Consider the following 25,530-nt stretch of genomic DNA (forward strand, 5'->3'; position numbering starts at 1 on the left):
TGTTTGCCCGGGCTAATTGGCCCAAACAGACAAAACCGCCGCTAGAGAAAACACCTGAAATTGAAAACAAACAAGCTAATAGCCATGCTGCTGCTGAGCATACTGGGGGCGTTTACGGCCCACTCGCAGCAACTTGCCGCTAATTTCCGTACCGATAAGACAACTGGCTGTGCGCCAGCAGTAATCTCCTTTCAAGACCTTTCGTTTGGCAACCCCACCGCCTGGCTTTGGGATTTTGGCAACGGCAATACGTCGACGCTGAAAAACCCCGCCACTTCGTATTTAAAGGCGGGTAAATACAACATCACCCTTATTGTTACCAACGCTGCTGGGTTGAAGGACACTATGACCAAAGTGGAGCATGTCAATATTTTTGACAATCCCAAAGCAAATTTCTATGCGGAAGTGGTATCGGGTTGTAGCCCGGTGCGGGTGCAGTTGCGAGATTCCTCGGTGGCTGATACCAATAACCGCATTGTGCAATGGGCTTGGGATTTGGGCGATGGCAATTTGATCAATGAAAAAAATCCGCTGCATGTGTACCGCGGCACTGGCGATTTTGCCGTTACCCTCAAAGTAACCGACGACAAAGGCTGCTCGGGCCTGGTACTGAAACCAAAATTTGTGAATGTATCGCCCGGTGTAAAACCTGATTTTACCAATGCGCAACCAACCGTTTGTACTGCGCCCGCCACAGTTAGTTTTTCCAACCGGAGCACCGGCCCCGGCACACTCACTTACAACTGGCTGTTTGGCGACGGCAGCACCAGCAGCGAACGAAACCCATCGCACACCTATACTACCAATGACACATTTAATGTGCAACTGGTAGTGAGCAGTAGCGAAGGCTGCTTCGATACGCTTACCAAGAAAGGTGCGGTAATACTAGGTGGGTTTATTACCGATTTTCAGTTAAAAGATAGCATTTGTCCGGGTGGAACAGCGGTACTGTTGAATAATTCACGGCCAATGCCTACCTCATCGCAATGGCTTTTCCCGGACGGCTCCACCAGCACGGCAGCCAACCCGCAGAAAGTGTTCAATACTGCGGGTCCGGTACAAATAAGACTGATCAACTCGTTCGGTGTATGTAACGATACGCTTACTAAAACCATCAATGTTTCGGCACCGCCTACTATTTCGTTTACTACGAATGACACAGCAAAATGTTTTGCCCCATTTACTGCCACTTTTACCAACAATACTACCGGTGCTGCCTCATATTTCTGGGAATTCGGTGATAGCACGTTTTCAACTGCGGCCAGTCCCAGCCATACGTACACAGGCTTAGGAAGCTATGACGTGACCCTCACTGCTACCAGTTCGCTTGGCTGCGTATCGACTTTGAAAAAACGCAACTATGTGCGCATCAATAAACCTCGGGTGCAATTTGCCAATCTGCCTCAAAATGGTTGTATTCCTTACGAGGCCAAGCTGAAGCCAATCATTTCGTCGGTAGAACCGATTGCTTCCTACCTGTGGGATTTTGGTGATGGCAACACCAGCACCGAAGCCGAACCCACGCATATTTATACGCAAACAAGGGGCTATCGTGTTACACTCGTAATTACTACAGTAAGCGGGTGCAAAGATACAATCACCATGAAAGATGCAGTGCGGGTAGGAACTAAGCCCAAAGCTGCATTCAGTGCTTCGCCGTTAGAAGCATGTGCCTCGACGGCAATCAATTTCATTAACGAGTCGGAAGATGCAACAGAATACTTATGGCAATTTGGGGATGGTGGCAGCTCGAAAGACATGAGCCCCAAATACGAGTTTTCGGATACTGGGCGGCTTGATGTTACCCTCATTGCATACCGGATTGGCTGTGGCGATACATTGATCAAGCCGCAATATGTGCGGATTAAACCCCCTATTGCTAATTTTAAATACAATATTCCAAACTGCGACCGGTTGTTGGAGTATGAATTCATCGATCAGTCAATCGGCGCACAAAGCTGGAAATGGGATTTTGGCGACGGGTCGCCGGTGGTTACTGGCGTAGGGCCACACAAACATGTCTTTCCAAAAGAAGGCACTTATTCGATAAATATTATTGTAACCAACGGTGATTGTGAACATTCGAAAGCGCAATCGATCATTATTGGCAAAAAGACAATTGATTTTACGGGCAACCCATTAATCGCTTGCAAACCGGCCACTGTAAACCTGAAGCCGGTAGGCTCAGACTTAGCAGGTATTGGAAATCTAACCTGGACGTTTACGAATGGACAGGATGTTCAGACGCAAAATTCAACTGTGCAAGGAATTTCTACCACGCTAAGGGAAAGTGGATCCTACGATGTACGGCTGACTATTATTGACTCCTTCGGTTGTCCGCGTGGCTCAGTTAATAAGCTCAAATACTTAAAGGTTAATGGACCAAAAGCGGATTTTGAAAGTCCCAACGCAGCTACATGTGCCGGCCGAACAGTCAATTTCATTGATAAATCCAAAACCGATGGCACTAATGCGATCGTAAGTTGGGAATGGTCTTATGGCATCAATAATACAGACACCGTTTATACGCAGCCCCCGTTCTCTAAGCAATATGATTCAATTGGAACGTTCAACGTTCGTTTGAAAGTAACTGATGCAGGTGGGTGTAGCGATGCCCTGATCAAACGGAATTTTGTAACCACCTCGGTGGTGCGTCCCACATTTACCGGCGATGTACAAACCTGCCCTAACGGCACTCCGCTGCAGTTCAGAAACACAACGCCGGGTGGCGGAGCCAAGTTCAGGTGGGATTTTGGCGACGGCGGCACTGCAACGGTTGCAGAACCCCGTTATTCTTACAAAGACACTGGCACATTCAATGTTACCCTTTGGGTGACCAACAACCTGGGTTGTACCGATTCGACCGTGACACCCAACTTTGTTTACTCCGGCCGGCCCAAAGCCAGCTTTGAAGCCAACAATTTTATTTCTTTCTGTACGCCTTACGAAGCGAAGTTTACCAACACTTCCACTTACACCAATTCGGTGCTGTGGAACCTCGGACAGGGCACTTCCACACTGCAAAATCCGCAGGCGTATTACACTAATAAAGGTACTTACAACATTAAACTGGTGGCGACAAGCCCCGGCGGATGTAAGGACTCCACCACCATGCCTTTGGTGGTTCGCGACCCGAATGATGCCAAGTTGAATTATGTGGCGGTTACGGAATGTAGCCCACTGCGTATGGACTTGGAAGCTTTTGAAGAAATGAACGGCCGTTTTATCTGGGACTTTGGCGACGGTAATGTGATCGACACTTCTTCAAATAAGATTTCGCATATCTACCGCGATTTCGGCAGCTACCTGCCCTCCGTAATTTTGTACGAGCCCTCCGGTTGCGTACTAACATTGAAAGGCCGCGATACGATCAATGCCATTGGCGTGAAAGCAAAATTTGGTGTAAACCAAAACCTGTTTTGTGATGAGGGCATGCTGCGCATCATCGACTCTACCAGCACCAACGACCGTCTCGTATTTTATAAATGGGATTTTGGCGATGGCGGCACTTCCACTGCATCGAGCCCAATGCATTTTTACAACAAACCGGGCGACTATATGGTGCAGCTGATCACCGAAACACCCAGTGGCTGTAAAGACACTTCGGCCCAAATCCCCATTCGCATTTCCATCACGCCAAGCATCGAGTTGCTGGGTGATACGGTGATGTGCGAACGGGAACGGAGGCCATACGCCGGTGTGCTGCACAACTTGGATTCAACGCAGGTGCAATGGAAATGGCAATTGCCCAACGGCTCCACCACTACGGTTAAAACACCCGGTATGCTGCTGTTTCCAAATGCAGGTGATTTCACCATTTCTACCATAGCCAACAACCCGGATGGTTGTGCCGATACGATTGTCAAACGAATCAGGGTGCACCCGAGGCCGGAGGTGGCGGTGCCGCCGCTGTACACGGTTGTAGCAGGCCAGCAGGTGTTGCTGCAGGCTACCTACTCCAGCAGCGTACGCAAATATTTTTGGTCGCCGCCAACAGCACTCAGTTGTACCGATTGCCCGCAACCCATAGCTGCGCCTAAGAACGATGTCCGCTATACCATTAATGTGCTGGACAGCAACAATTGTCATAACAGTGCGGAAACGCAGGTAAATATTATTTGCCCGGATGCAAACGTTTTTGCACCCAATACGTTCTCACCAAATGGCGACGGCGCCAACGATGTATTCTACCTGCGTGGCGAAGGGCTCGACCGGGTGCGAATGCTGCGGGTGTTTAACCGTTGGGGTGAAGTGGTATTTGAACGCCGCGAATGTCCCATCAACGATGCTACCGTTGGTTGGGATGGTCGATACAAAGGCGGACGGCCGCAACCCGACGTGTATGTGTTCCAGGCAGAAGTGTATTGTATCAGTGGCGAAATCATTCGCATCGAAGGCAATGTTGCCCTCATTCAATAAAACCGACGGCTATGAGCAGAATGTTTAAAAAAGGTTTGAGGCACTTGAGCGCATTGCTTTTTGGTTCGTTGTTGGTAGGCAATGCCGCTGCGCAAGACATCCATTTTTCGCAGTTTTTCGAAGCACCGCTGCTGCGCAACCCTTCGCTGGCCGGCTTGTTTGAAGGCGATGTGCGGGCACAGGTTGTGTACCGCGATCAGTGGAACAGCGTGACCAACGCATACCGCACCGGCTCGCTGAATGCCGAGTATAAAATGCCGGTAAAAGGCAGCGATTTTGTAACCGCAGGGGCACAAATTTTATACGACAAAGCCGGTACCGTGGGCTGGACATCGGCACACCTGAAACCGGCGTTGAACTACCACAAATCCTTAAGCGAAAATTACAACCGCTACCTGTCGCTTGGATTTATGGCCGGCCCGGTGCAGCGCCGCATCGACCGATCGAAAATGACCACCAACGAAAGCTATGAGGGCCGCGGCGATGGCGAAACTTTTCCAAGGGCACAGTACACTTATGTGGATGCATCGGTGGGAATGAGCTTTAATTCGCAGTTGAACGAAAACCCGGCCGACAACTTTTTTGTTGGCCTGGCCTATCATCATTTTACCCGCCCAAAAAATTCATTTTACCAATCGCAGCAAGTGGAGCTGGATCCCAACTGGGTGGCTTCTGCAGGCGTTCGTTTTGGCGTTACACCGGCCAGCTACATCACGCTGCAGGGCGATTATATGCTGCAAAATGATGCGCAGGTGATCATTGCCGGTGCCTTGTATGGAATTAAGATTGGACCCGAGGAAGACAAGCCGATTTACACATTGCACGGCGGTGCATTCCTGCGTTGGAATGATGCATTTATTCCGGTGGTAAAACTGGATTATCGTCCGTTTTCGGTTTCGCTTTCCTACGACCTCAATATTTCCAAACTCCGCACATCATCGTTTGGCCGCGGCGGGTTTGAATTGGGCATTTCCTACGTCGGGTTTCTCGACCGCGCAACTTCCACCGAGTTTGCGGTCCGTTGCCCCCGGTTCTAAAAAATACCAGCCATCAGCAGTGCCTGCCGGTTTTGTGGCCCAAAAGCCATCAACCAAACAGGTGCTGCTTTTGTTCTTTTTAGGTCTACCTTCCCTGCAGGCATTTTTTGCGCAGGGCATTTACCTAAAAAAATATTTAAGATGGCAGTAGTTATTGGCCAGCAGGCACCCGATTTTTCTTTATTCAATACCGCGAAACAAAAAGTTACACTATCAGAGCTGCGTGGGCAAAACGTGGTGTTGTTGTTTTTCCCGATGGCGTTTACCTCGGTGTGCACAGCCGAGTTGTGCCATGTTCGCGACAATATTGCCCGCTTCAATGAGTTGGACGCAACAGTGTTGGGCATTTCAGTAGATTCTCCATTTACCCTTGCAAAATTTAAAGAAGACCAGTCGTTGAATTTTGATTTGTTGAGCGATTTCAACAAAGAAGTATCCGCCGCCTACGGCGCATTGTACCCCGAATTTGTGATGGAGCTGCGGGGTGTGGCCAAACGTGCTGCGTTTGTATTGGATGCGGCCGGCATTTTGCAGCATGCCGAAGTACTGGAAAACGCCGGTGAACAGCCCGATTTCCAAAAAATCGAAGCCGCATTGGAAAAAATTTCAGCTTCGGTTTGACAAAACCTTTTCTTTTCCCGGCAAACAGTTTGCATTAACTTTAAATTCGTTTACTTTGCTAATACTAAAAAAGGAGGAAGTTCGTTGAAGAGAATTTTACCTATACTGTCCTTTATTCTACTGATTACCACCCAAACCCCGGCACAGCCGCGGGAAGGTGCCGCTGCACCCTCCCCCATTGTGCGTTTTTATCCCAACCCGGCCACCAGTTTTGTAACTTTTGATTTTCAAAAAGAATACGAGCGGGGCTACTCCATCCAGGTGTTCAGTTTCTTGGGCAAAAAGATGTATGAGTCTGCAAATCTGTCCCCAAAAACCACCATCAACCTGTCGGATTTTAACCGGGGCATCTACATCTACCAGTTGTACGATCGCACCGGAAAGTTGGTTGAGTCGGGAAAATTCCAGAAGAATTCGTAAGGAAAAGCAGGAATTAGTCCTCGCTTTGGTAACCAGTGAAATAATTTAGGATCGGGAGCAATCCCGATCCTTTTCGTTTTTATAACCCTCGATTCGAAAATAATTCGCTTAGTAATAAGCCTTCCCGTCTTTTCCGTCTTTCCTGACTTTCCGGTCTTTTCGGACCTCCGTCCCCCAACTTCTCCCTACCCCACCTGCACAATCAAAAACTTCAGGTAGTGCGTGTTTTCCATGCCCCAGATAATGGGGTGGTCGGCCGACTGGTTTTGAAAAGTTACCTGCCTAATGGGTCGGCGGGCATCTTTGGCAGCCATATCAATGATCTGTAAAAACAGCTCCGCATTCACCAGGTTGGTGCATGATGAGGTAACGAGGAAACCGCCTTTTTTCACCAGTTTCATACCCCGCAAATTGATTTCTTTATAACCCGTAATGGCCTTCTGGATGTTTGCGCGGCTTTTTGTAAATGCCGGCGGATCGAGCATCACCACATCGTACTGGCGGCCGTCCTTGCCCCACTGTTTCAGCACGTCGAAGGCATTGGCTGTCTCAAATTTCACGGTATCCTGCAGTCCGTTCAGCGCCGCATTTTTATTAGCCTGCTGCACCGCATTTTCTGAAATATCCAGTCCCAGCACACTTTTAGCGCCGTAGTGCCCTGCATGGATTTCAAATGTGCCGGTATAGGTAAATGCGCCCAACACGTCGGCGCCTTTTACAATATGCTGAATGGCGCGGCGGTTGTCCTGCTGGTCGAGGAAATAGCCGGTCTTTTGGCCATTTTCAATATCCACATGAAACTTGAGCCCGTTTTCGTTGATGATGATTTTGGTATCGAACGGCGCCGAAAGAAAGCCTTTTTGCTGCGGCAGTCCTTCCAGTTCCCGCACCGGCACGTCGTTTCGTTCAAAAATGCCTTTGGGTTGAAATACGGTATTCAAAGCCTTTACAATGGCCGGTTTCCACTGGTCGATGCCCAGCGCCAGCGACTGAATGACAAAATAATCGTTGAACTTATCGATGATCAGCTGCGGCAGGCCGTCGGCTTCGCCAAACACCAGGCGGCAGTTTTCCACGTAGCCCAGTTGCTGGCGGTAGGCCCAGCACTCCCTGATCTTGTTCAGGAAAAAATCCTCGTTCACTACTTCTTTGCGGTCGCGGGTCAGCAGCCGCACCATGATCTGCGATTGCGCATTGAAATAACCCTGCCCGGCAAACTTGCCATCGTGGTACAACACCGGCACCACCGAGCCCGGCTCGGGGTCGCCTTCCACTTTCTCTACCTCGTTTGCAAAAATCCAGGGATGCCCATTGGCAACCCGCGGAGCGATCTTTCTTTTTAAATGTACCGTAGCCATAAGGCTGCAAAGGTAACCGGTGACGAAAGCGAACCGCCAGTATTTTTCTGGGCTGAGGTTTTTGAACCACGAAGGCACGAAGAAAAGAAGGGACACAAAGTGGAGTATTCGACTTCGAATGTTCTAAGTGGTTCCCAAAAACTATTGCCATTGAAAAAGTCTCTTCGTGCTCCTTTGTTCCTTTGCGCCTTCGTGGTTCCCCTGTCACCCCATGTGCCAAATGTTTCGTTAAGCTATGCCCCGAGGCGACAATTTGTCCTGAAAACCGGCATTGGCAATGCATTTGACCGCTACCTTTGCACACAATTTTTTGTTACGATATGAAGCAACAGGAATTTCAGGAACAACCCACCAACGGACCAGAAAACGTGCAGGATCAGGAACTGAATGATGCTGCCGGCGAGGAAACAACGCAAACCGAAAACGAGACTTCGGAGCTGGAGGCCCTCAAGGCCCAGGTGGCCGAACTAAAAGATAAATACCTGCGCCAAGCCGCAGAGTTCGACAACTACCGCCGCCGCACCGCCAAGGAGCGCATCGAACTGATGCAAACCGCCGGCAAAGACGTGATCAGCGGCCTGCTCGATGTACTCGACGACAGCGACCGCGCCATGATCCAAATGGAAAAAACCGACGATTTGGCCCAGATCAAAGAAGGCATCCAGCTGGTATTTGCAAAGCTGCGCCAAAACCTGGCCGGCCGCGGCCTGCGCCCCATGGAAGCCAAGGGACAGGAATTTGATGCCGACCTGCACGAGGCCATCACCGAAATTGAAGCCGGCGATGAGCACCGCGGCAAAGTGGTGGACGAGATCATCAAAGGCTATTACCTGAACGACAAAATCATTCGCCACGCCAAAGTGGTGGTAGGCCGCTGAAGGAGTGGCCCGGCCACAGGCTTTGGCAAAATAAAGCAGTTCTTTAAAAGAAAGCAGTGATGATGTAGCCGCCTGCACCGCTCCGGTCGGCACCTGTTGCGTCGCACACTGCACCGTTCGGGTCCAACCCCCGAACAAATAATTAGGAAAACAACCCAATGTCGAAAAGAGATTATTACGAAGTACTGGGCGTAGCCAAAAACGCCTCTGCGGACGAAATCAAGAAATCGTACCGCAAGGTGGCCATGCAATACCACCCCGACCGTAACCCGGGCGATAAAGCAGCCGAGGAAAAGTTTAAAGAGGCGGCAGAAGCATACGAGGTGCTGAGCGATGCCGACAAAAAAGCCCAGTACGACCGCTACGGCCACGCTGGCCTGGGCGGCAATGGCCGCGGCGGGTTCCACCCCGGCGGCATGAACATGGACGACATCTTCAGCCAGTTTGGCGACATCTTCGGCGAAGACATGTTCGGTTCATTCTTTAACCAGGGACGTGGCGGTGGCCGTGGCGGACAAAGAGCCCGTGGCACCCGTGGCTCCAACCTGCGCATCAAGCTCAAGCTCACGTACGAGGAAATTGCCAAAGGCGTAACCAAAAATATCAAGGTTAAAAAATACGTGGGTTGCAATACCTGCGGTGGCAGCGGTGCCAAAGACAGCGGCAGCGTACAAACCTGCAGCACTTGCGGTGGTAGCGGCCAGGTACGCAAAGTAACCAGCACCTTTTTGGGCCAGATGCAAACCGTAACTACCTGCCCTAGCTGTAATGGCGAAGGCAGCACCATTACGGCTAAATGCGGATCCTGTAAAGGCGAGGGCCGCGTGTATGGCGAAGAAACCGTAACCATCGATATTCCGGCCGGTGTGCAGGAAGGCATGCAGCTCAACATCAGTGGCCGCGGCAATGCCGGCGAACGAGGCGGCCCCACCGGCGACCTCATCATCCTGATTGAAGAAGAAGCCCACAAGGAACTGCAGCGCGAAGGTCTGAACGTGGTGTACGACCTGCACCTCTCCTTCCCCGAAGCCGTATTTGGCGCCAATGTGGAAGTGCCCACCATCGATGGAAGGGCCAAGATCAAGATCCCGGCGGGTACGCAAAGCGGCAAGATTTTCCGCCTCAAGGGCAAAGGTTTCCCGGCAGTAAACAGCTACGAAAAAGGCGACCAGCTGGTGCATGTAAACATCTGGACACCGCAGCACCTTTCCAGCGAGGAAAAAAGCATGCTGGAAAAGCTGTCCAATTCGCCCAACTTTAAACCGGCTCCCGATAAAAATCAAAAGTCGTTTTACGATAAGGTGCGGGAAATGTTTGGATAAAACAGTGCACCGTTTACCGGTAAAAATATGGAGAGGCCTAGTGCCTCTTTTTTTATAAAATGTCGTCCAGCTTTGCAATAAAACGACAAACAGAAAAATGCAGCAGTCAAAAGAATGCAATATGAATGTATACTTTATCAGTGGCCTGGGCGCTGACAGCCGCATTTTTCAAAACATTATATTGCCCGATTGGTGCAACATCATCCACCTCGATTGGCTAATGCCCGGCCGCCACGAAACAATGGAAGATTATTGCCGCCGCATGGCTGCCCGCATCGATACATCGCTGCCGTTTGCATTGGTGGGTCTTTCGTTTGGTGGCATGGTTGCGGTGGAGCTGGCTAAAATTGTGGCCCCGAAAACCGTGGTGCTAATTTCCAGTGCGGCAAACCGGGGCCAACTACCGCCGCTTTACCGATGGGCCGGTACGCTGGGCCTGCACCACTTAGTTTTAATACCCCTGGTGCGTCGTATGGGACGGCTGGCCAACTGGTTTTTCGGCGTAAAAGAACCCGCTGAAATGGACGTGTTGCAGCAATACCTCCACCACACGCCTGCACAGTTGCTGAAGTGGTCGATTGCGTCTATTGTAACATGGAAAAACGCAGACCTACCCCACAACATTTTGCACCTGCACGGCACCGCCGACCGGGTGCTGCCGATCAGGTATTCCGGCACCTGCATCCCTATTGAACAGGGAAGTCACTTTATGGTTTGGAACATGGCTGCTGTTTTGAACCAGCATTTGGCCCACCACCTGGAACAGTTCCGGCCGTGATTGTGGGAAAAACTAGTGATGTATATTCTATCCCTTGCCCCGTTTCTTTTTGCCATAAATGCCCTTCGCCAGCTTGATCATTTCCAAGAACTCCTGCTGCGATTTATTTTCCTTGTCGGCTGCAGCGGCTGCCAGGCTCATTACCTGGTCCCACGAAATGTTTTTAGTGTACCGCGAGTTGCGCAGCAACATTCCAAATAGGGCCACCGAACCGGCCAATTGGTACTCGCGGTTCAGTTGTGCCCAAGGTACCTCGGTAATGCGTGGAAATTCGTTTACCTGCAATACTTTATTCTGGTTGGGCAGGCGGTAGAGGAGTTGAAACTGTGCAGGCTGAACCGGGACGGTAAACGAGGTAGCCGGCTCCACTTCAAAAATGAGTACCGACGAATAAGCCGACCCGATCTCGCCGCCTTCAATGGCAGCCAGCGAATCGCGGAAAGCACCCACTTTGTTATCGAACCCAACAAGGCGGTACTGTTGCACCACCGACGGATCAAACTGCACCGTAAAGGAAGCATTATCGGCCACCGTGTACAGGGTTTGCATAAACTCCTGCAGCAGCACTTTTTCCGCTTCGGCATACGAGTCGATATAGGCAAAATTGCCGTGGCCTTTTTGCGCCAGCGCCTGTATTTTGGAATCCTTATAATTGCCCATGCCCACTCCCAGGCAGGTAAGGTAAATGCCCGTTTGCCGGTGCTTGGTGATCAGTTCTTCCAGGTCCGATTCGGAGCGAAGGCCCACATTGAAATCGCCATCAGTTGCCAGTATTACGCGGTTGTTGCCGTTGCGGATAAAATGGGTTTGCGCCAGCCGGTATGCCAGTTTTACACCGGCTTCGCCAGGCGTAGCGCCGCCCGGCTCCAGGCTGTCGATGGCCCGAAAAATTTTTTCTTTTTGATCGCCGCCGGTGGTGGGCATCCACACCCCTACCGATCCGCCATACACCACAATCGAAACCGAATCAACAGGCCGCAGGTTTTGCACCAGGCTCCGAAAACCGGTTTTCAGCAGCGGCAGCCGGTTGGGCATATCCATGGAGCCGGAAACATCGATGAGGAAAGTAAGATGCGTGGGTGGCAGGCTATCAAGCGGCACCTGCCGCGAGGCTACCTGCACAAACATCAGGCGGTTGGCAGCATTCCAAGGGCACTCGGTGAGCACCGGCCTGATGGCAAAAGTTTGCCCTGCAGGCGGCGGCTCGTAGCGAAAGTTGAAGTAATTGAGCATTTCCTCGATGCGCACCGCATCGGGCGGCACCTGGGTGCTCATTTTTAAAAAACGCCGCACATTGCTGTACGAGGCGCGGTCGATATTAAGCCGGACACCGGTGGATGGAAAACCAGCCGCAGGCACAAAACCATTTTCCAGCAGCGACACATAGGTTTCATCGCCGGTAAGCCAGGGCTGCTGCCATTCGCGGGTAAGGTTTTGCGTTAACGATGCCAGCTTGGTTACCGAGCCGGCAGTTACCTGCTTGCGTTTGAGCACCACTTTCAGGTATTGCGCCGCATCGGCGGGTAGCTTCAGGCTTTGGTAGCCATCCATTGAAAAAGTAAGGGAGTCGGTGGACTTGGGACAAAGCACTCCAAAACCGCCGGTGCCACCCGAGTAAAAAACAAAGCGGGTGCTGTGTTGTAAAATGGCGGCGTTGGGCAGCGGCTTTCCCTGCTCGTCCGTTACCTCGCCCCGAACATACACCTGCTGCGCAATGCCCAAACGGGGCAACAGGATGAGCAGCGAAAAGTATATAAGGTTTTTCAGGTTCACGGCAGCAGATAGTATTTGCAAAGTACGAATTTAGCGCCGGCAACGCTCCAAAAATGTCTGGCCCGGTATGTTGCTCAACGACCTATAAAAAATGCAGCACCTGCCACGCTTTTTCCACGCCGCATCGGTGCTGCATCAATCATTTCTATTGCCGGGAGAAGACGGTACGCTACTCCTGCGCCAGCTGGTAAATTTCTTTCAGGTTGCGGCCCAGGCCATCATAATCGAGGCCGTAGCCTACCACAAACTTATTGGGGATGGTAAAACCAACATAATCGATCTGCAGCGGGAACTTGGTGGCCTCGGGCTTGTGCAGCAGGGCGGCAATTTTTAGCGAAGCCGGGTGCTGGTGCTGCAACTGCGGCAAAAAATGATACAGCGTTTTACCCGTATCTACAATGTCTTCCACAATGATCACATCGCGGCCGTACAGGTCCTGCTCCAGCCCAATGGCGGTGATCACGTTGCCGCTCGACTTCATGCCTTTGTAAGAAGCCAGCTTGATAAACGATATCTCTGCGTCGATGTTGATTTGCTTGAACAGGTCGGAGGCAAACATAAAAGCGCCATTTAAAATGGCAATAAAAAGCGGCTGTTTGCCGGCATAATCGCGGTTGAGCTGCGCAGCCAGCAGGGCCACTTTTTCAGCGATCATGGCTTCGGTGAGATAGGTACCAAAGTTCCGGTCCTTGACGTGTACTGTTTCCATTTATTTTTTAATGCGCAGCGTTTGCCCGCTTTTAAGATGGCCATCCTGCAGCTCGTTCCATTTCATCAGGTCTTGCACATTTACCGAGTAGCGGCGGGCAATGGCGTACAGCGTTTCTTTAGGCTGCACCACGTGCTCCGAAAATCCTTCGGCTTCTTCCACACCAACGGTTGCTGCCGCCGGACCCGATGCCAGCGCTGCCATCTGGGGCACCGATACCTGGGCGGTGGCAGTAATAAGGCGGGGCATAGCCGGTGCTTTTTCTTTTAAAAACAGCAGTTCGCCAATTTCGGGTTGCATGCCGCTTTCCAAATGGTTCAGCGACAACAAGCTTTCGAGGCGGATGCCTTCGGCCTGTGCAATGCTGTGGAGGTTTTCGCCAAAAGCTACTTTGTGTGCTTCGGCGCTGCCGGTTTTGCGCTTGCGCTGCAAATAAACCAGGCCGTCGGAGGTGGCGGTTTCCTGCACGGGCATGTCGTTAAAATCGAACAGGCGGGCCAGCGGAATATGGTGTTCTTCGGCAATGCTCAGGTAAGATGTGCCGGCGGCTACCCAGATCACTTTGGTATCGTTGATGCGAAACACGCCGGAAGGATACTGCGGCTTGGGAGCAGCCACGGGCTGTGGCGCGGCTTCTTTTGCCACGGCAACAATGGCCTGCTGCGGCTGTGGCACCGTGGTGCCCTGCTGTGCCCACAGCACATCGGGACCTTCGGTTTTTTGGCCCAAGGCAATGAGCGAATAATCCTGCAGGTTATAATCTTCGATCAGCTTGATAATGATCTGCGGATATTTGGGGTTGGTGGCGTATCCGGCTTTTTTTAAACCATAAGCCCAGCCCCGGTAATCGGTGGGATCCAGCTCAAAAAGAGCAGCATAGTGTTTGCGGGTACGCAAAAATTCGGAGTGGTCGCGGTAAGATTCGGCAGCAAGGTCGTATTTGCGGAAGCACTCTTGCGGCGCATCATCGTCGTGTTTTACCGACTGGCCGGTCCAGGTTTCTTTGCATTTAATGCCAAAATGGTTGTTCGATTTGCGCACCAGCACACTCTGGCCCGCCATGGTTTCGTGAATACCCTGCGCCAACTTAATGGAAGCCGGAACGCCGGTGCGTTTCATTTCTTCAATGGCAATGTCTTTAAACTGCATTACATAGGTGCGAATAACTGCAGAAGATTGGGCAAAGGTGGCCTGCGCGGTAAGCAGCAAGGCAAGCAGGATGGGGAAACGGCTTTTTTTCATTTGGATAGTACACGGTTTGGTGCGCAGCCCCGGGAGGCTGTGCAAAAAAATAAAGTGTTTTTGGTTATCGATTGTGGTTAATGGCTACACCCGGCAAAATCTTCCGACACAGGTAACCGCAAAATATCACAGTTTACGAACAAGGGTCAATCCATCCCGCAGGGGCAACAGCACATGCTCAATGCCGGTTTGCTGTCGCAAAAACTCGTTGAACCGGTGCACGGCCAACGCATTTTTGCCCCTGATCTCCTCCTCTAAAACTTGTCCGTGAAAGAGCGTATTGTCAACGAAGATAAAACCACCAGGCCGCAATTTTGGCAAAACGAGCTTAAAATAATCCTCGTAACCGGTCTTGTCGGCGTCGATAAACACCAAATCCCAGGTTTCGTCCAGTTCACCGATCATCTGGTGGGCGTCGCCGATGTGCAGGAAAATTTTTTCTTTGAAAACAGACCTGTTAAAAAAATCCTGCGCTACGGCGGCGTCCGCTTCGCGTAGTTCAAACGTATGAAGCTGGCCATCTATTGCCAGCCCCTTGGCCAAACAGAGTGCGCTGTAGCCGGTAAAAGTTCCGATTTCCAGCACCCGAGCCGGTTTGAGCATGCAGGAAATCATTTCCAAAAATTTTCCCTGCACCTTTCCGCTCAGCATGTGCGCCTTGGGGTGATGCGCTACGGTGTACTCGTTAACTTCCTGCAGCAGTTCGTCTTCGGCAGAAGTGAACCTTTCGGCATATTCGAGTACTATTTCGGGGAGTATTTCCATGGTTTTCACGCAAAGACGCAAAGGTTAGTATTAAGACGCAAAGTTTTGAACCACAAAGGCGCTAAGAAACAAAGGAGCACCAAGAAGGACATTCTCACAAAAATTTCTTTGCGCCTTATGCCTAAAGCTCTGCGCCTTTGCGTGAACCTAATTTAGCCACTTCCGGAGCTTTTTTCGAAATGAGCCACAGCCCCAAAAACGTAAGTGCGCCATTGATGATGAGCAGTTCAATACCAATGCGGAAGCCGTAAAACAAGTTGTTGGAAAAATCTTTCAGCGCAGCGGCCGATGTTTCGGCGAGCTTTAATTTACCGGCAAACCACTCGGCGTTGTTGATCAGGTCGAGGCCAATGACCAGCAGTGGCGCCACAATGCACACCACCAAAGAAAGCCGGTCGTTGATGGTGCGGCGGGTAAGAATGCCAAAGGCAAACAGCCCCAGCAGTGGCCCATAAGTGTAACCCGCCACTTTCAGGATCACGTCAATGATGCTTTTGTCGTTGATCCATTTAAACATCATTACACACAGAAAAAACACCACGGCAAACGTAAGATGCACGGTGAGGCGGGTACGCCTGCGTCCTTTTTCATTTAAGTCGTCCCGGCGTTTCAATCCCAGTATGTCGATGCAAAAAGAAGAAGTCAGTGCGGTAAGCGCACCATCTGCCGATGGAAAAAGTGCCGAAATCAGCCCGATAATGAAGATGATGCCGATGCCGGTAGACAGGTAATTGCCCAGGGCAATGGCCGGAAAAAGGTCGTCGCCTTTTACATCGAGGCCAATGGAACCGGCATAGAGGTAGAGCAATCCGCCCATCAGCAGGAACAGTCCATTTACAAACAGCAGCACCACGCTCAGGGTCATCACGTTTTTCTGCGAGTCCTTCAGCGTACGCACCGAGATGTTTTTCTGCATCATTTCCTGGTCGAGGCCCGTCATGGCAATGGTAATAAAGGCGCCGCCAATGATTTGTTTCAGGAAAAAACCCGGCGATTTTGGATCGGTATTGAAGATGGTGGTCATACCCGCTTCGCTCATCTGGCTGACGGCAGCACCCAGGCTCAGGTCCATTTTGCTCATTACAGCAATGATGCAGGCCACCAGCCCAATGAGCATGCAGGAGGTTTGCAGCGTATCGGTGTACACAATGGTTTTTACACCACCTTCAAAAGTATAGAGCAGGATGAGCAGCAGGATAATGAGCGACGTGGCCCAAAACGGCACGCCCATCGAATCGAGGATAAAGATTTGCAGGATGTTTACCACCAGGTACATGCGGGCCGTGGCGCCCAGCGTGCGGGAAAGGATAAAATAGGTAGCGCCGGTTTTATAGCTCACCATGCCAAAGCGCTGCTCCAGGTAGTTGTAAATGGAAGTAAGATTGAGACGATAATACAACGGCAACAGCACGTAGGCAATGACAATGTAGCCGAGAAAATAACCGATGACCACCTGGAAATATTGCAGTCCGGCGCTGCCCACCGTGCCGGGCACACTCACAAACGTAACGCCGCTGAGCGATGTGCCGATCATACCAAAGGCCACCAGCATCCAGTTGGAGCTGCGGTTGCCAATGAAAAAAGAATCGTTGTTGGAGTTGCGCGATGTAAAATAAGCCACCACCAGCAGCAACAGGAAATAACCAATGACAAAAGAAAACAACAGGGTTGCAGACATATGAACGGGTTGGGTTGAATGCGGAGGGAGGGAGGAGTTGACAGTTGACAGTTGGTAGTTGAGAGTAAACAGCCGGATGAAACAATTAATTGTTTCTAATTAATCTCTGTAATGCAGGCACCAGGTATCAGTAAAACCATTACACGCCGCATACTCCCCACTATCAACTACTAACTGTCAACTGTCAACTCTTCCCCGCTCCGCGTCTGCAAAGAAGCGGTTTTTTTTATGGGGGAAAAATTTGTTTTCCTTTGCTGCCTAAAATTTATAATCATCAATGGGCATCCAATCAATGGCGGTGTTTTGCGCATCGAAGTATGGAAACAACCCGCTATTTACTACCCACACCACCGAAATGGGCCGGCTGATGGCAGAGAAAGGCATTACCATGATTTATGGCGGCGGCAAAAACGGGCTGATGGGTTGTGTGGCTGATGCCTGTATGGCTGGGGGTGGCACGGTGCGGGGCATCATTCCCACACGGCTTATTGAATGGGAAACGCAGCACACCGGGATTTCGGAGCTGACTGTGGTGGAAAACATGCACCAGCGCAAACGGCTGATGTACGAGTTGTGCGATGCGGCCATTATTTTGCCGGGCGGCTTCGGCACGCTGGACGAATTGTTTGAAATGCTTACCTGGAATGGGCTGGCGCTGCACGATAAAAAGGTATTTCTGCTGAACAGCGGCGGATTTTACAACCACCTGCTCCAACACCTGCAATTGCTGCAGGACGAAGGCCTGTTGTACGGGAAAATAGAAGAAGCGTTAACAGTGCTGAACGAACCGGGAGATTTGTTGCAATACCTGTGACAAGTAAAAATTAAAAAGGCAAAAGTCAAAAAGGGAATCTGCTTGTTCAGAAACCTCTTTTGAATTTTGCCTTTTGTATTTCTACTTAAATATCTATCGCTTCGATTCCAGTGCAGTAAACGGGTGTTTCAGGTTTTGATACCCCATCAGGTCAACTTTTACGCTGCCTACAGTTAGCGGGCTTTCAATGCGCACCGGGATGTGGTTGGCATCGTCGGTTACCCAAATGGTCATGTCCTCGCCGCCATTGAAGGTTTCGCCTTTCAGCAGCAAGGGCTTGAGCTTGATGGCGCGGAAGGTGCCGTAGCGGGTTTTAATCCGCTCCTTGCCCATATAGCGGATGTGCATGTTGTGCACTTCATTATCGAGGTACATGCTAAACGGCACTTTGTCGCCGGAGCGCAGCTTGCTAAAATCAAGGTTGCGGGCAAAGTACAGCGACGAAATCACATCCTGCACGGCATGCGGCACTTTTACTACCCCCTTGGTGGTGGTAGCCACGCGGTTGTGGTGGTCAAAAGTTACTTCCTCGTATTTTTTGTAATCACCTTCGTGCACGTTGCGTACGAACTTCAGCGGCTGCATGCGCTGCGTATCAAAATAGCTTTCGTAGCGGTCACGTACCTTAAATATCCAGTCGTAGCGGGTATTGGTAACGCCCTCTCCCACCAGATGAAAAACATCGTTGTTCTCATAGGAGCGGCGCGATGCGGAAAAAGTGGCATTGCCTGCATTTACATAAATGCCCATTACATTGTAAAACACAACATAGGAAATTTTTTCACCCGACTGAAAGGCAAGGTTCTGCGCCTTGCCCTGCATGTTCCATGCGGCAAAAAGCACCAACAGCAACCAACGCAATTTGCTCATATCACCTCCAATTTTCATCACAGAGTTATTTCAAAGGCAGCGTAACAAAATACAACCAAACCCACAATTTTCCTGAAGCTACGCTGCTGCAAAGGCGTAAAAAAATGTTAACAGGAACCGCGGCACAATGGCGGGATTGCCGGCCTGCCATGCTGCACCACCGGGTGGCCGAACGGCTTGGACCCGCTCTTTTTGTATTCGTTTAAATAGACGAGTTTGCCTCACTTAATGCTGCATCAAACCCGCAACGATTCATAAAAAAGACCAATGCAGTTGCTGCCCCAATGTTGAAACGAAAATGCTTTCATCCCAACCAGCGTAACTGTTTTTTGCAAAATGCGCAACTCCAATCTACTCAACTTTTTTACAAAAAAGCTTTCCCTAATTTCCTGACTTGGTTGTGAAAAAACAGGGGCACAAGGCCCCTGCATTTTACCAAACTAAAACCAAACAATGAAACGATATAACACCATGCTATGCATGTGCGGGCTTAAAATGTCCTTCGTGCACTTCCTGCTCTTCGTAGTCTTCCACCATCAGTTCTTCCACAGGCAGGTCGGCCTTGCCGCGGCGTACTTTGATGATGATCTTATCGAAGATGGAGTACATCACCGGCACCACCACCAGGGTCAGGAACAGTGACGAAATCAAACCACCGATGATTACCCAGGCCAGGCCGTTTTTCCACTCCGCACCGGCACCCGATGCAATGGCAATGGGCAGCATACCGATCACCATCGCAATCGTGGTCATCAGGATGGGACGCAGACGGGCATGGTTGGCATCGAGCAGCGCCTGGTAAGTGCTGGCTCCTTCGGCTTTCCGCTGGTTGGTAAAGTCAACCAGCATGATGGCGTTTTTGGCCACCAAACCAATCAACATGATCAAACCAAGGATGGTAAACAGGTTCAGCGAGTTGTTGGTCAGCGCCAGTGCCAGCAAGGCACCAATGATGGACAACGGAATCGAGAACAGTACCACGAACGGGTATACAAAAGAGTTGTAAAGCGCTACCATGATGAGGTACACCAGCACAATGGCCGCCAGCAGGGCAATACCCAGCGAGCCAAAACCTTCGCTCTGGTTTTCCATATCGCCGCTCCACACATAGCTTACGCCAGTAGGCTTGCGGAGGTTATCAAAGGCAGCCTGCCATTCGGCGGCAACAGTACCTGTGGGGCGGCCTACGGTTTGGGCCTGCACGGTTACCGAAGTGCTTTTATCGCGGCGCTCCAGCTGGCTGGGGCCCGAGCTTTCCTTAACCGTTGCAAACTGTGACAGGCGAATTTGCTGGCCTGTATTGTTTACAAACAGCAGGTTGCTTACATCCTGTATGCTTTGGCGGTTAAATGAGCCGTAGCGGATGTTGATGTCGTACTCGTACTCCCCCTGGCGAAACTTACCATTGGTGTTGCCGCTGAATGCGGTTTGCATGGTAGCACCCACCGTGCTCAGCGAAAGGCCAAGTGCAGCCATTTTATCACGGTCTACCTGCACATTGATCTCGGGGTTACCGGCTTCTACCGATAACTTCATTTCGGTAGCGCCTTGCACCTTGCGCAGTTCGGCCAGTGCAGCGTTGGCAAATACCATCACGCTATCCAGCTCCGGACCGGTTACTACCAGGGCCAGCGGCGCCTGTTCGGCGGAGCCCAAAATGCTCACCGGAACGGTTTTTACCTTGGCGCCTACCAGCAGCGGCTCCAGTTCTTTTTTGATCTTGGCCGCGTAAATGTTCGATGGGTCTTCGCGATCTTTTTTATCTACCATCTGCACATTGATCTCCGATTTGTAGGCAGTGGCTTGTGCGGCACCAAAACCACCATCGCTGGACTGACCAACAGTGGAAATGATCTTGGTGACCTCTTTTTTATTGCGCAAATAGGCCTCTGCACGTTGCGTCATGGCATTGGTTTGCTCAATCGACGCATCCTTCGGCATTTCTATTTGCACCAGGAATTCACCACGGTCGCTTTTTGCAAAAAACTCCGCACCAATAAAGCCGGCACCCAACAGGTAGAAGGAAGCAAACAGCAACCCAAACACCAGGGCCAGCGTTGTTTTTTTATGCGCCAGCGACCATTTCAGGATATTGCTTACCCAGTTGGTAAAACGGTTCAATCCGTTTTCAAAACCAATGATGATGCGGCCAAAAATGTTTTTGTTGGAAACACGCTCCAGTTTACCAAAACGCGATGACAACCAGGGCACGATAGTAAACGATGAAAGCAGCGACAGCAAAGTGGCAATAGAAACCGTAACCGCAAACTGCTTGATGATATCAGCCGCCAGGCCGGTGCTCAGGGCAATAGGCACAAACACCACCACAATTACCAGCGTAATGGATGTAACGGTAAAACCAATCTCCTTGGTGGCATCGTAAGCCGCCCGAACCCGGTTTTTACCCATTTCCATGTGGCGGTAAATGTTTTCTAGCACCACAATGGCGTCATCCACCAGGATACCAACCACCAGCGAAAGCGCCAGCAGCGACATCAGGTTGAGGGTGTAGCCCAGCAGCGCCATACCAATAAAAGTGGCGATCAGCGAAGCCGGGATGGCCACCATTACAATAAGGGCGTTGCGGATGCTGTGCAAAAAGAACAACATTACCACCGCCACCAGCACAATAGCCAATATCAGGTCAAACACCACCGCATCGGCGGAGGCCAGCGTGTACACCGAGGAGTCGTTGGCCACGGCAATATTGAGGCCCTGTGCGGCATAGTCTACATGTAGTTTTTCGATGCTGGCGCGGATCTGCTCACTCACACCTACGGCGTTAGCATCCGACTGTTTGATCACCTGCACGGCAATAGAGCTTTGTCCATTTACCCGAGCAATTTTTTCAACGTCTTTCTGCGTATCCTGTACATCGGCTACTTCGGCCAGGCGAATTTGTGCACCGTTAGGAGTTGCAATCACCAGGTTGCGCAGCTCTTCTACGTCCTTGTATTTGCCCGACAGGCGAATCAGCACGTCCTGATCGCGGGTTTGTACGCTACCGGTAGGAAAGTCGAGGTTCGATTGCAGGATGGCATTTTGCACCGCGAGCAGCGACAGGCCATAGCCTTCCAGCTTTTGGGCGTCGATGCTTACCTGTATTTCACGCTCCTGGCCACCAATCAGGTTTACCTGCGCCACGCCTTCCACACGGCTCAGCACCGGCGCAATGCGTTTGTCCATCAGGTCGTAAAACGCGGCCTCATCCAGTTTGCCGGTAGCCGATAAGGTCATAATGGGCAGGTCATCCAGCGAAAACTTGTTCAGCGAAGGCGGGTCTACGTCTTCGGGAAGGTCTTTGAGGATGGCGTTGATGCGGCGCTGCGCATCGTTCAGCGCATAGTCCACATCGGAGCCGCTGTTGAGGGTAATGATCACCGACGACAGGCTTTCGAACGACCGGGTGTCGAGCTTTTTGATGTTTTCCATCGAGGATACCGCATCCTCAATTTTTTTAGATACCGTGTTCTCCACCTCCGAAGGCGAAGCACCGGGGTAAATGGTGGTAACCGATACCACCGCGGGGCTGAACTTGGGCAGCAGCTCGTAGTTCAGCGAAGAATAGCTTAACAACCCACCCAGGATCAGTACCGTAAACAGTACGATGACCAGCGTGGGGCGTTTTATGGATACTTCTGCTAGTTTCATTTATAAGTTCTTTTTTAGTTGGGGGATGGCAGTTGACGGTTGACAGTAAAAAACCATCAACTACCAACTGTCAACTATCATCTGTCAACGCTTATTTAATCACCGCGATCTTGCTGCCATCGGCCAGGTTGATCTGCCCGCTGGTAATTACCTGCTCGCCTTCGTTCAGGCCTTGCAGTATTTCCACTTTTTCGCCCAGCACACGGCCGGCCACTACGTTGCGGATCTTGGCTACATTGCCTTCGGCAACAAACACCTGGTTGGAGCTTACGCTACCAATAAATGCCGAACGGGGAATGGTAACTACGGGAGCCGCATTGGCCATATCAAACAGCGCAGTTCCGTACATACCGGCCCGCAGTTTACCACCGGGGTTGGATGCGATCTCTATTTCAATAGGGAAGTTCAGCGAAGCATCAGCCTTGGGGGCAATAAAGGTTACGGTGCCACCAAAGTTGAGGTCGGGGAAAACAGATGCTTTCACATCTACTTTGTCGCCCACTTTCAGGTTGGCCACCTGCGCTTCATTTACCGTTACGCTCAGCTTCAGTTTCGATACGTCTACCAGCTCAAACAGTTGCGTTCCAGGCGCTACTACCGCACCGGGTTCAATCATGCGTTTGTTTACAATGCCATTGATTGAAGAACGGATGTTGGCATCGCCAACACGTACCTGCGCAGATGCTACACGGGATTGGGCCGTTTGCACCTGCAGGCGTGCCTGGTCCAGTTGCTGCTGGGTAACGCCACCTGTTTTAAAAGCGTTCTCATAACGCTGCAGGTCGCGGGCTGCAGTTTGGTAAGCTGCCTGTGCGCTTTCCAGGTCAATGTTCAGCACGTCGGCTTTGATGATGGCCAGGGTTTGGCCTTTGCGTACACGGCTGCCTTCATCAACCAGCACACGGGTTACACGGCCCGAGTTTTCGGCGGCAAAATTCAGTTGCTGCCCCGGCACAAAATTGCCGTTGGCGCTAAAGTCGGTGGTTACCGCTTCTTTCTGCACCGGGCTGATCCGTACGGCCACATCGGTAGTACCCGACTCGGCAACGATGGCAGTTTTTTCTGCGTTCTTCTTTTTATTGTTGGTGAGTACCCAACCAATCAACACCAGGGTGCCGGCCAGGATGGCCACAGTCAGGATGGTTCTCATGATGTTATTCTTTCTCATTGCTCCTATGTATTGCTTTTAATTTAAAAGTGATTTAAGGCCCCCCTGGCTCTTGATCAACTGGATTTCCGCAACGCGGTAGTTGAGCAGGGCAGCCGAGTAATTATTGTTGGCTTCGGTCAGTGATGTTTCGGCATTCAACAGGTCGGTAAGTGAGGCCAGCCCGTTGTTGTAGTTGTTCTGGGTATTGAAATAAACCTCTTCGGCCAGCTCCACATTTTCCTTTTGGGTATTGAGGGTAATGATGCTGTTGTTGATCTGGGTTTTGGCGTTTTCAAATGCCAGGTTCAGCGCCAGCGAGGTTTTGCTGATGTCTTCGGCCACCTTGCGGATGCTTACATCGGCTTGTTTTACCCTTGCTTTTGTAGCAAAACCATTAAAGATGGGAATGCGCAGGTTGAGGCTTACAGCGGCCACATCAAACCAGTTTACGCCTTTCGACGGTCCTTTGAACACCGGCACTTTGTTGCCAATACCCTGGTAAGAGTAGTTGCCCGAAAGCGACAGGCTGGGATAGTATTCCGATTTGTATGCTTCTTTTTGATAGGTCAGCAACTCTTCCTGGCGTTTCAGAATTTGCAGCTCCAGGCGGTTATCGATGTTGGCGGGTTCGTTTGAAGGAACAGCGCGGGGCTGAATATCGCCACGGGCCACATCGGGCACCACAATTTGGGTTTGAATGGGCATACCGATCAAAAACTTCAACTGGTTTTCGAGCAGGGTTACGCCATTCAGTAGTTGTTGCCGCTGGCTGGTCAGGTTCGATAGGTTTACCCGTACCCGGTCCACGTCAATTTTTTTAGCCAAACCATTTTCCAGCAAGCCCTGGAGCACATCCTGCACCCGGCGGGTATTGCGGATGGTGGTATCGAGCACGCCTACCTGCTGGCGCTGCACCAGCAACTGGTAATAGTTGGTAGCTACCTGCTCAATGATCTGCTCTTCGGTAAGCTGCGCATTTACGCGGTAAAACTCCTGCGTGGTGCGGGCTGCTTTCAGGCCGGTAAGCACCGACTTATCGAACAGGGCCTGCGACAGCGCAACGCCGGCGTTGGCATTCCACTTCTGGCCAAATGCGATCAGGATGGTTTCGTTGGGATTGGGGTTGGGCCCAAAAATGTTGGGCAGGGCACTTTGCTGTAGCAGGGCGTTGTACGTCATTGCAGCCGAGCCATTGATCTGGGGTAAGGCGCGGGAACGCACCTCATCGATCTGGTACTGGGCGTTTTCCACGTCCAGGTTGGCCTTACGTGCATCCTGGTTGGCTTCCAGCGCATATTTCAATGCATCCTTCAGGGTCAGTTGCACCGGCTCCTGTGCCTGTGCGGCACCCAGCATCAGCACCAGGGCAGTAAGCAGTCCCCACCGCTTGCCCCATTTGCGTTGTTTTGATCCTTCTTTATTGCTCATCGTTCGGGTTTATAATTTGTTTTCGGTTAAATATTTTTTGATCAGCTCGCTGCCGTTGGCACTGGTAATACCATGCAGGTAAAACCTCGTGAGTCGCTGCAGCAGCAGTTGCTGGTTGTTTTGCAGGTCGGGAAAAGCACCTGGCTCCAGCGCCGATTGCAATTGCTGCAAGCGGATCAGCGGAGTTATTTCCAGGTCCAGGTCGGGGCGGTATACACCTTCCTGTATGCCCCTTTTCAGGTTGCGGGTAATGTTGGGCAACAGGTTTTGCTGCCGGCCGTGCACCATCAGCTGCCAGGCCTGCGGAAAGAATTTTTCCATGTCGTAAAAAAACGAGTAGCGGATAGACGCCAGCGGGGCAAACGATAAATCGGTTTGCAACGCCACTTCTTCCACCGCGTTTTGCGCTGTGGCAAAACAATGTTCCATTTCTTCTTTATGGCTTTCCATCAGGTGGGCAGCCACTTTTGTCACCAGTTCGGCCTTATCGGCCACCAGCTGGTAAATGGTCTTTTTCGACACACCCGCCTCTTTCGCCAGGTCATCCATCGACACGCTTTTCAGGCCATAGCTGAAAAACAGGTCGCGGGCTTTATTTAAAATCTGCGCTTCCATGG

At 51.1% G+C, this 25,530-nt stretch carries 19 protein-coding genes; 8 read left to right on the plus strand and 11 right to left on the minus strand.

All coding sequences use genetic code 11. The features are described from left to right. The first annotated feature begins 60 nt into the window (after positions 1-60). The 4 genes from EPD17_RS18595 (at position 61) to EPD17_RS18610 (ending at position 6,497) form a co-directional block, all read left to right on the plus strand. Positions 61-4,419, plus strand: coding sequence for a PKD domain-containing protein (locus tag EPD17_RS18595; protein WP_132055983.1), 4,359 nt, complete (start codon positions 61-63; stop codon positions 4,417-4,419). Between the two features lie 11 nt (positions 4,420-4,430). Next, entirely contained in the window at positions 4,431-5,456 is a 1,026-nt protein-coding gene (locus EPD17_RS18600; RefSeq protein WP_240040673.1) for a PorP/SprF family type IX secretion system membrane protein, read from the plus strand. A 141-nt stretch (positions 5,457-5,597) separates the two neighbouring features. Next, a complete protein-coding gene (locus EPD17_RS18605) occupies positions 5,598-6,077 on the plus strand; it encodes a redoxin domain-containing protein (protein WP_132055984.1) in 480 nt (159 codons plus the stop codon). A gap of 84 nt (positions 6,078-6,161) precedes the next feature. Beyond that, positions 6,162-6,497 carry a T9SS type A sorting domain-containing protein gene (locus tag EPD17_RS18610; RefSeq protein ID WP_165929663.1) on the plus strand — a complete coding sequence of 112 codons (336 nt, stop codon included), beginning with the start codon at positions 6,162-6,164 and terminating at the stop codon, positions 6,495-6,497. Between the two features lie 185 nt (positions 6,498-6,682). Here the strand turns inward: EPD17_RS18610 and EPD17_RS18615 are convergent, their stop codons facing one another. Beyond that, complete coding sequence (locus tag EPD17_RS18615; RefSeq protein WP_114235396.1) at positions 6,683-7,855, minus strand: class I SAM-dependent rRNA methyltransferase; 1,173 nt, start codon at positions 7,853-7,855, stop codon at positions 6,683-6,685. 320 nt (positions 7,856-8,175) lie between these two features. Between EPD17_RS18615 and EPD17_RS18620 the strand changes: the two genes are divergently transcribed. The 3 genes from EPD17_RS18620 to EPD17_RS18630 all read left to right on the plus strand — a co-directional run bounded on the left by EPD17_RS18620 (position 8,176) and on the right by EPD17_RS18630 (position 10,833). Next, positions 8,176-8,733, plus strand: coding sequence for a nucleotide exchange factor GrpE (locus EPD17_RS18620; RefSeq protein ID WP_114235395.1), 558 nt, complete (start codon positions 8,176-8,178; stop codon positions 8,731-8,733). 158 nt (positions 8,734-8,891) lie between these two features. Continuing rightward, positions 8,892-10,055, plus strand: coding sequence for a molecular chaperone DnaJ (dnaJ, locus tag EPD17_RS18625; protein ID WP_132055986.1), 1,164 nt, complete (start codon positions 8,892-8,894; stop codon positions 10,053-10,055). Positions 10,056-10,176: 121 nt separating this feature from the next. Then, on the plus strand, positions 10,177-10,833 hold the full coding sequence (locus EPD17_RS18630; protein ID WP_165929664.1) for an alpha/beta fold hydrolase: 657 nt from the start codon (positions 10,177-10,179) through the stop codon (positions 10,831-10,833). A gap of 27 nt (positions 10,834-10,860) precedes the next feature. Here the strand turns inward: EPD17_RS18630 and EPD17_RS18635 are convergent, their stop codons facing one another. From EPD17_RS18635 to EPD17_RS18655, 5 genes are all read right to left on the minus strand, one after another. Beyond that, positions 10,861-12,627: a YfbK domain-containing protein gene (locus EPD17_RS18635; protein ID WP_132055988.1), complete on the minus strand. Its 1,767-nt coding sequence runs from the start codon at positions 12,625-12,627 to the stop codon at positions 10,861-10,863. Positions 12,628-12,775: 148 nt separating this feature from the next. Continuing rightward, positions 12,776-13,315 carry a hypoxanthine phosphoribosyltransferase gene (hpt, locus tag EPD17_RS18640; protein WP_114235390.1) on the minus strand — a complete coding sequence of 180 codons (540 nt, stop codon included), beginning with the start codon at positions 13,313-13,315 and terminating at the stop codon, positions 12,776-12,778. Further along, positions 13,316-14,557: a glucosaminidase domain-containing protein gene (locus tag EPD17_RS18645; protein WP_132055989.1), complete on the minus strand. Its 1,242-nt coding sequence runs from the start codon at positions 14,555-14,557 to the stop codon at positions 13,316-13,318. Between the two features lie 126 nt (positions 14,558-14,683). Then, positions 14,684-15,322 (minus strand): O-methyltransferase, encoded by a 639-nt coding sequence (locus EPD17_RS18650; protein WP_132055990.1) that lies wholly within the window; start codon positions 15,320-15,322, stop codon positions 14,684-14,686. A gap of 121 nt (positions 15,323-15,443) precedes the next feature. Then, on the minus strand, positions 15,444-17,000 hold the full coding sequence (locus EPD17_RS18655; RefSeq protein ID WP_132055991.1) for a sodium:solute symporter: 1,557 nt from the start codon (positions 16,998-17,000) through the stop codon (positions 15,444-15,446). A gap of 277 nt (positions 17,001-17,277) precedes the next feature. Between EPD17_RS18655 and EPD17_RS18660 the strand changes: the two genes are divergently transcribed. Further along, on the plus strand, positions 17,278-17,814 hold the full coding sequence (locus EPD17_RS18660; protein ID WP_132055992.1) for an LOG family protein: 537 nt from the start codon (positions 17,278-17,280) through the stop codon (positions 17,812-17,814). 93 nt (positions 17,815-17,907) lie between these two features. Here EPD17_RS18660 and EPD17_RS18665 read toward each other — a convergent pair whose 3' ends face one another. The 5 genes from EPD17_RS18665 to EPD17_RS18685 form a co-directional block, all read right to left on the minus strand. After that, positions 17,908-18,684 carry a DUF3108 domain-containing protein gene (locus EPD17_RS18665; protein WP_165929665.1) on the minus strand — a complete coding sequence of 259 codons (777 nt, stop codon included), beginning with the start codon at positions 18,682-18,684 and terminating at the stop codon, positions 17,908-17,910. Positions 18,685-19,158: 474 nt separating this feature from the next. After that, a complete protein-coding gene (locus tag EPD17_RS18670) occupies positions 19,159-22,335 on the minus strand; it encodes an efflux RND transporter permease subunit (RefSeq protein ID WP_132055994.1) in 3,177 nt (1,058 codons plus the stop codon). Between the two features lie 91 nt (positions 22,336-22,426). Further along, a complete protein-coding gene (locus EPD17_RS18675; protein WP_204743221.1) occupies positions 22,427-23,485 on the minus strand; it encodes an efflux RND transporter periplasmic adaptor subunit in 1,059 nt (352 codons plus the stop codon). Positions 23,486-23,521: 36 nt separating this feature from the next. Then, entirely contained in the window at positions 23,522-24,913 is a 1,392-nt protein-coding gene (locus EPD17_RS18680) for a TolC family protein (protein WP_165929666.1), read from the minus strand. Positions 24,914-24,922: 9 nt separating this feature from the next. Beyond that, positions 24,923-25,528: a TetR/AcrR family transcriptional regulator gene (locus EPD17_RS18685; RefSeq protein WP_132055996.1), complete on the minus strand. Its 606-nt coding sequence runs from the start codon at positions 25,526-25,528 to the stop codon at positions 24,923-24,925. Positions 25,529-25,530: the final 2 nt, after the last annotated feature.

Source organism: Pseudocnuella soli, from assembly GCF_004347775.1.
Classification (GTDB): Bacteria; Bacteroidota; Bacteroidia; order Chitinophagales; family Chitinophagaceae; genus Flavisolibacter; species Flavisolibacter aquaticus.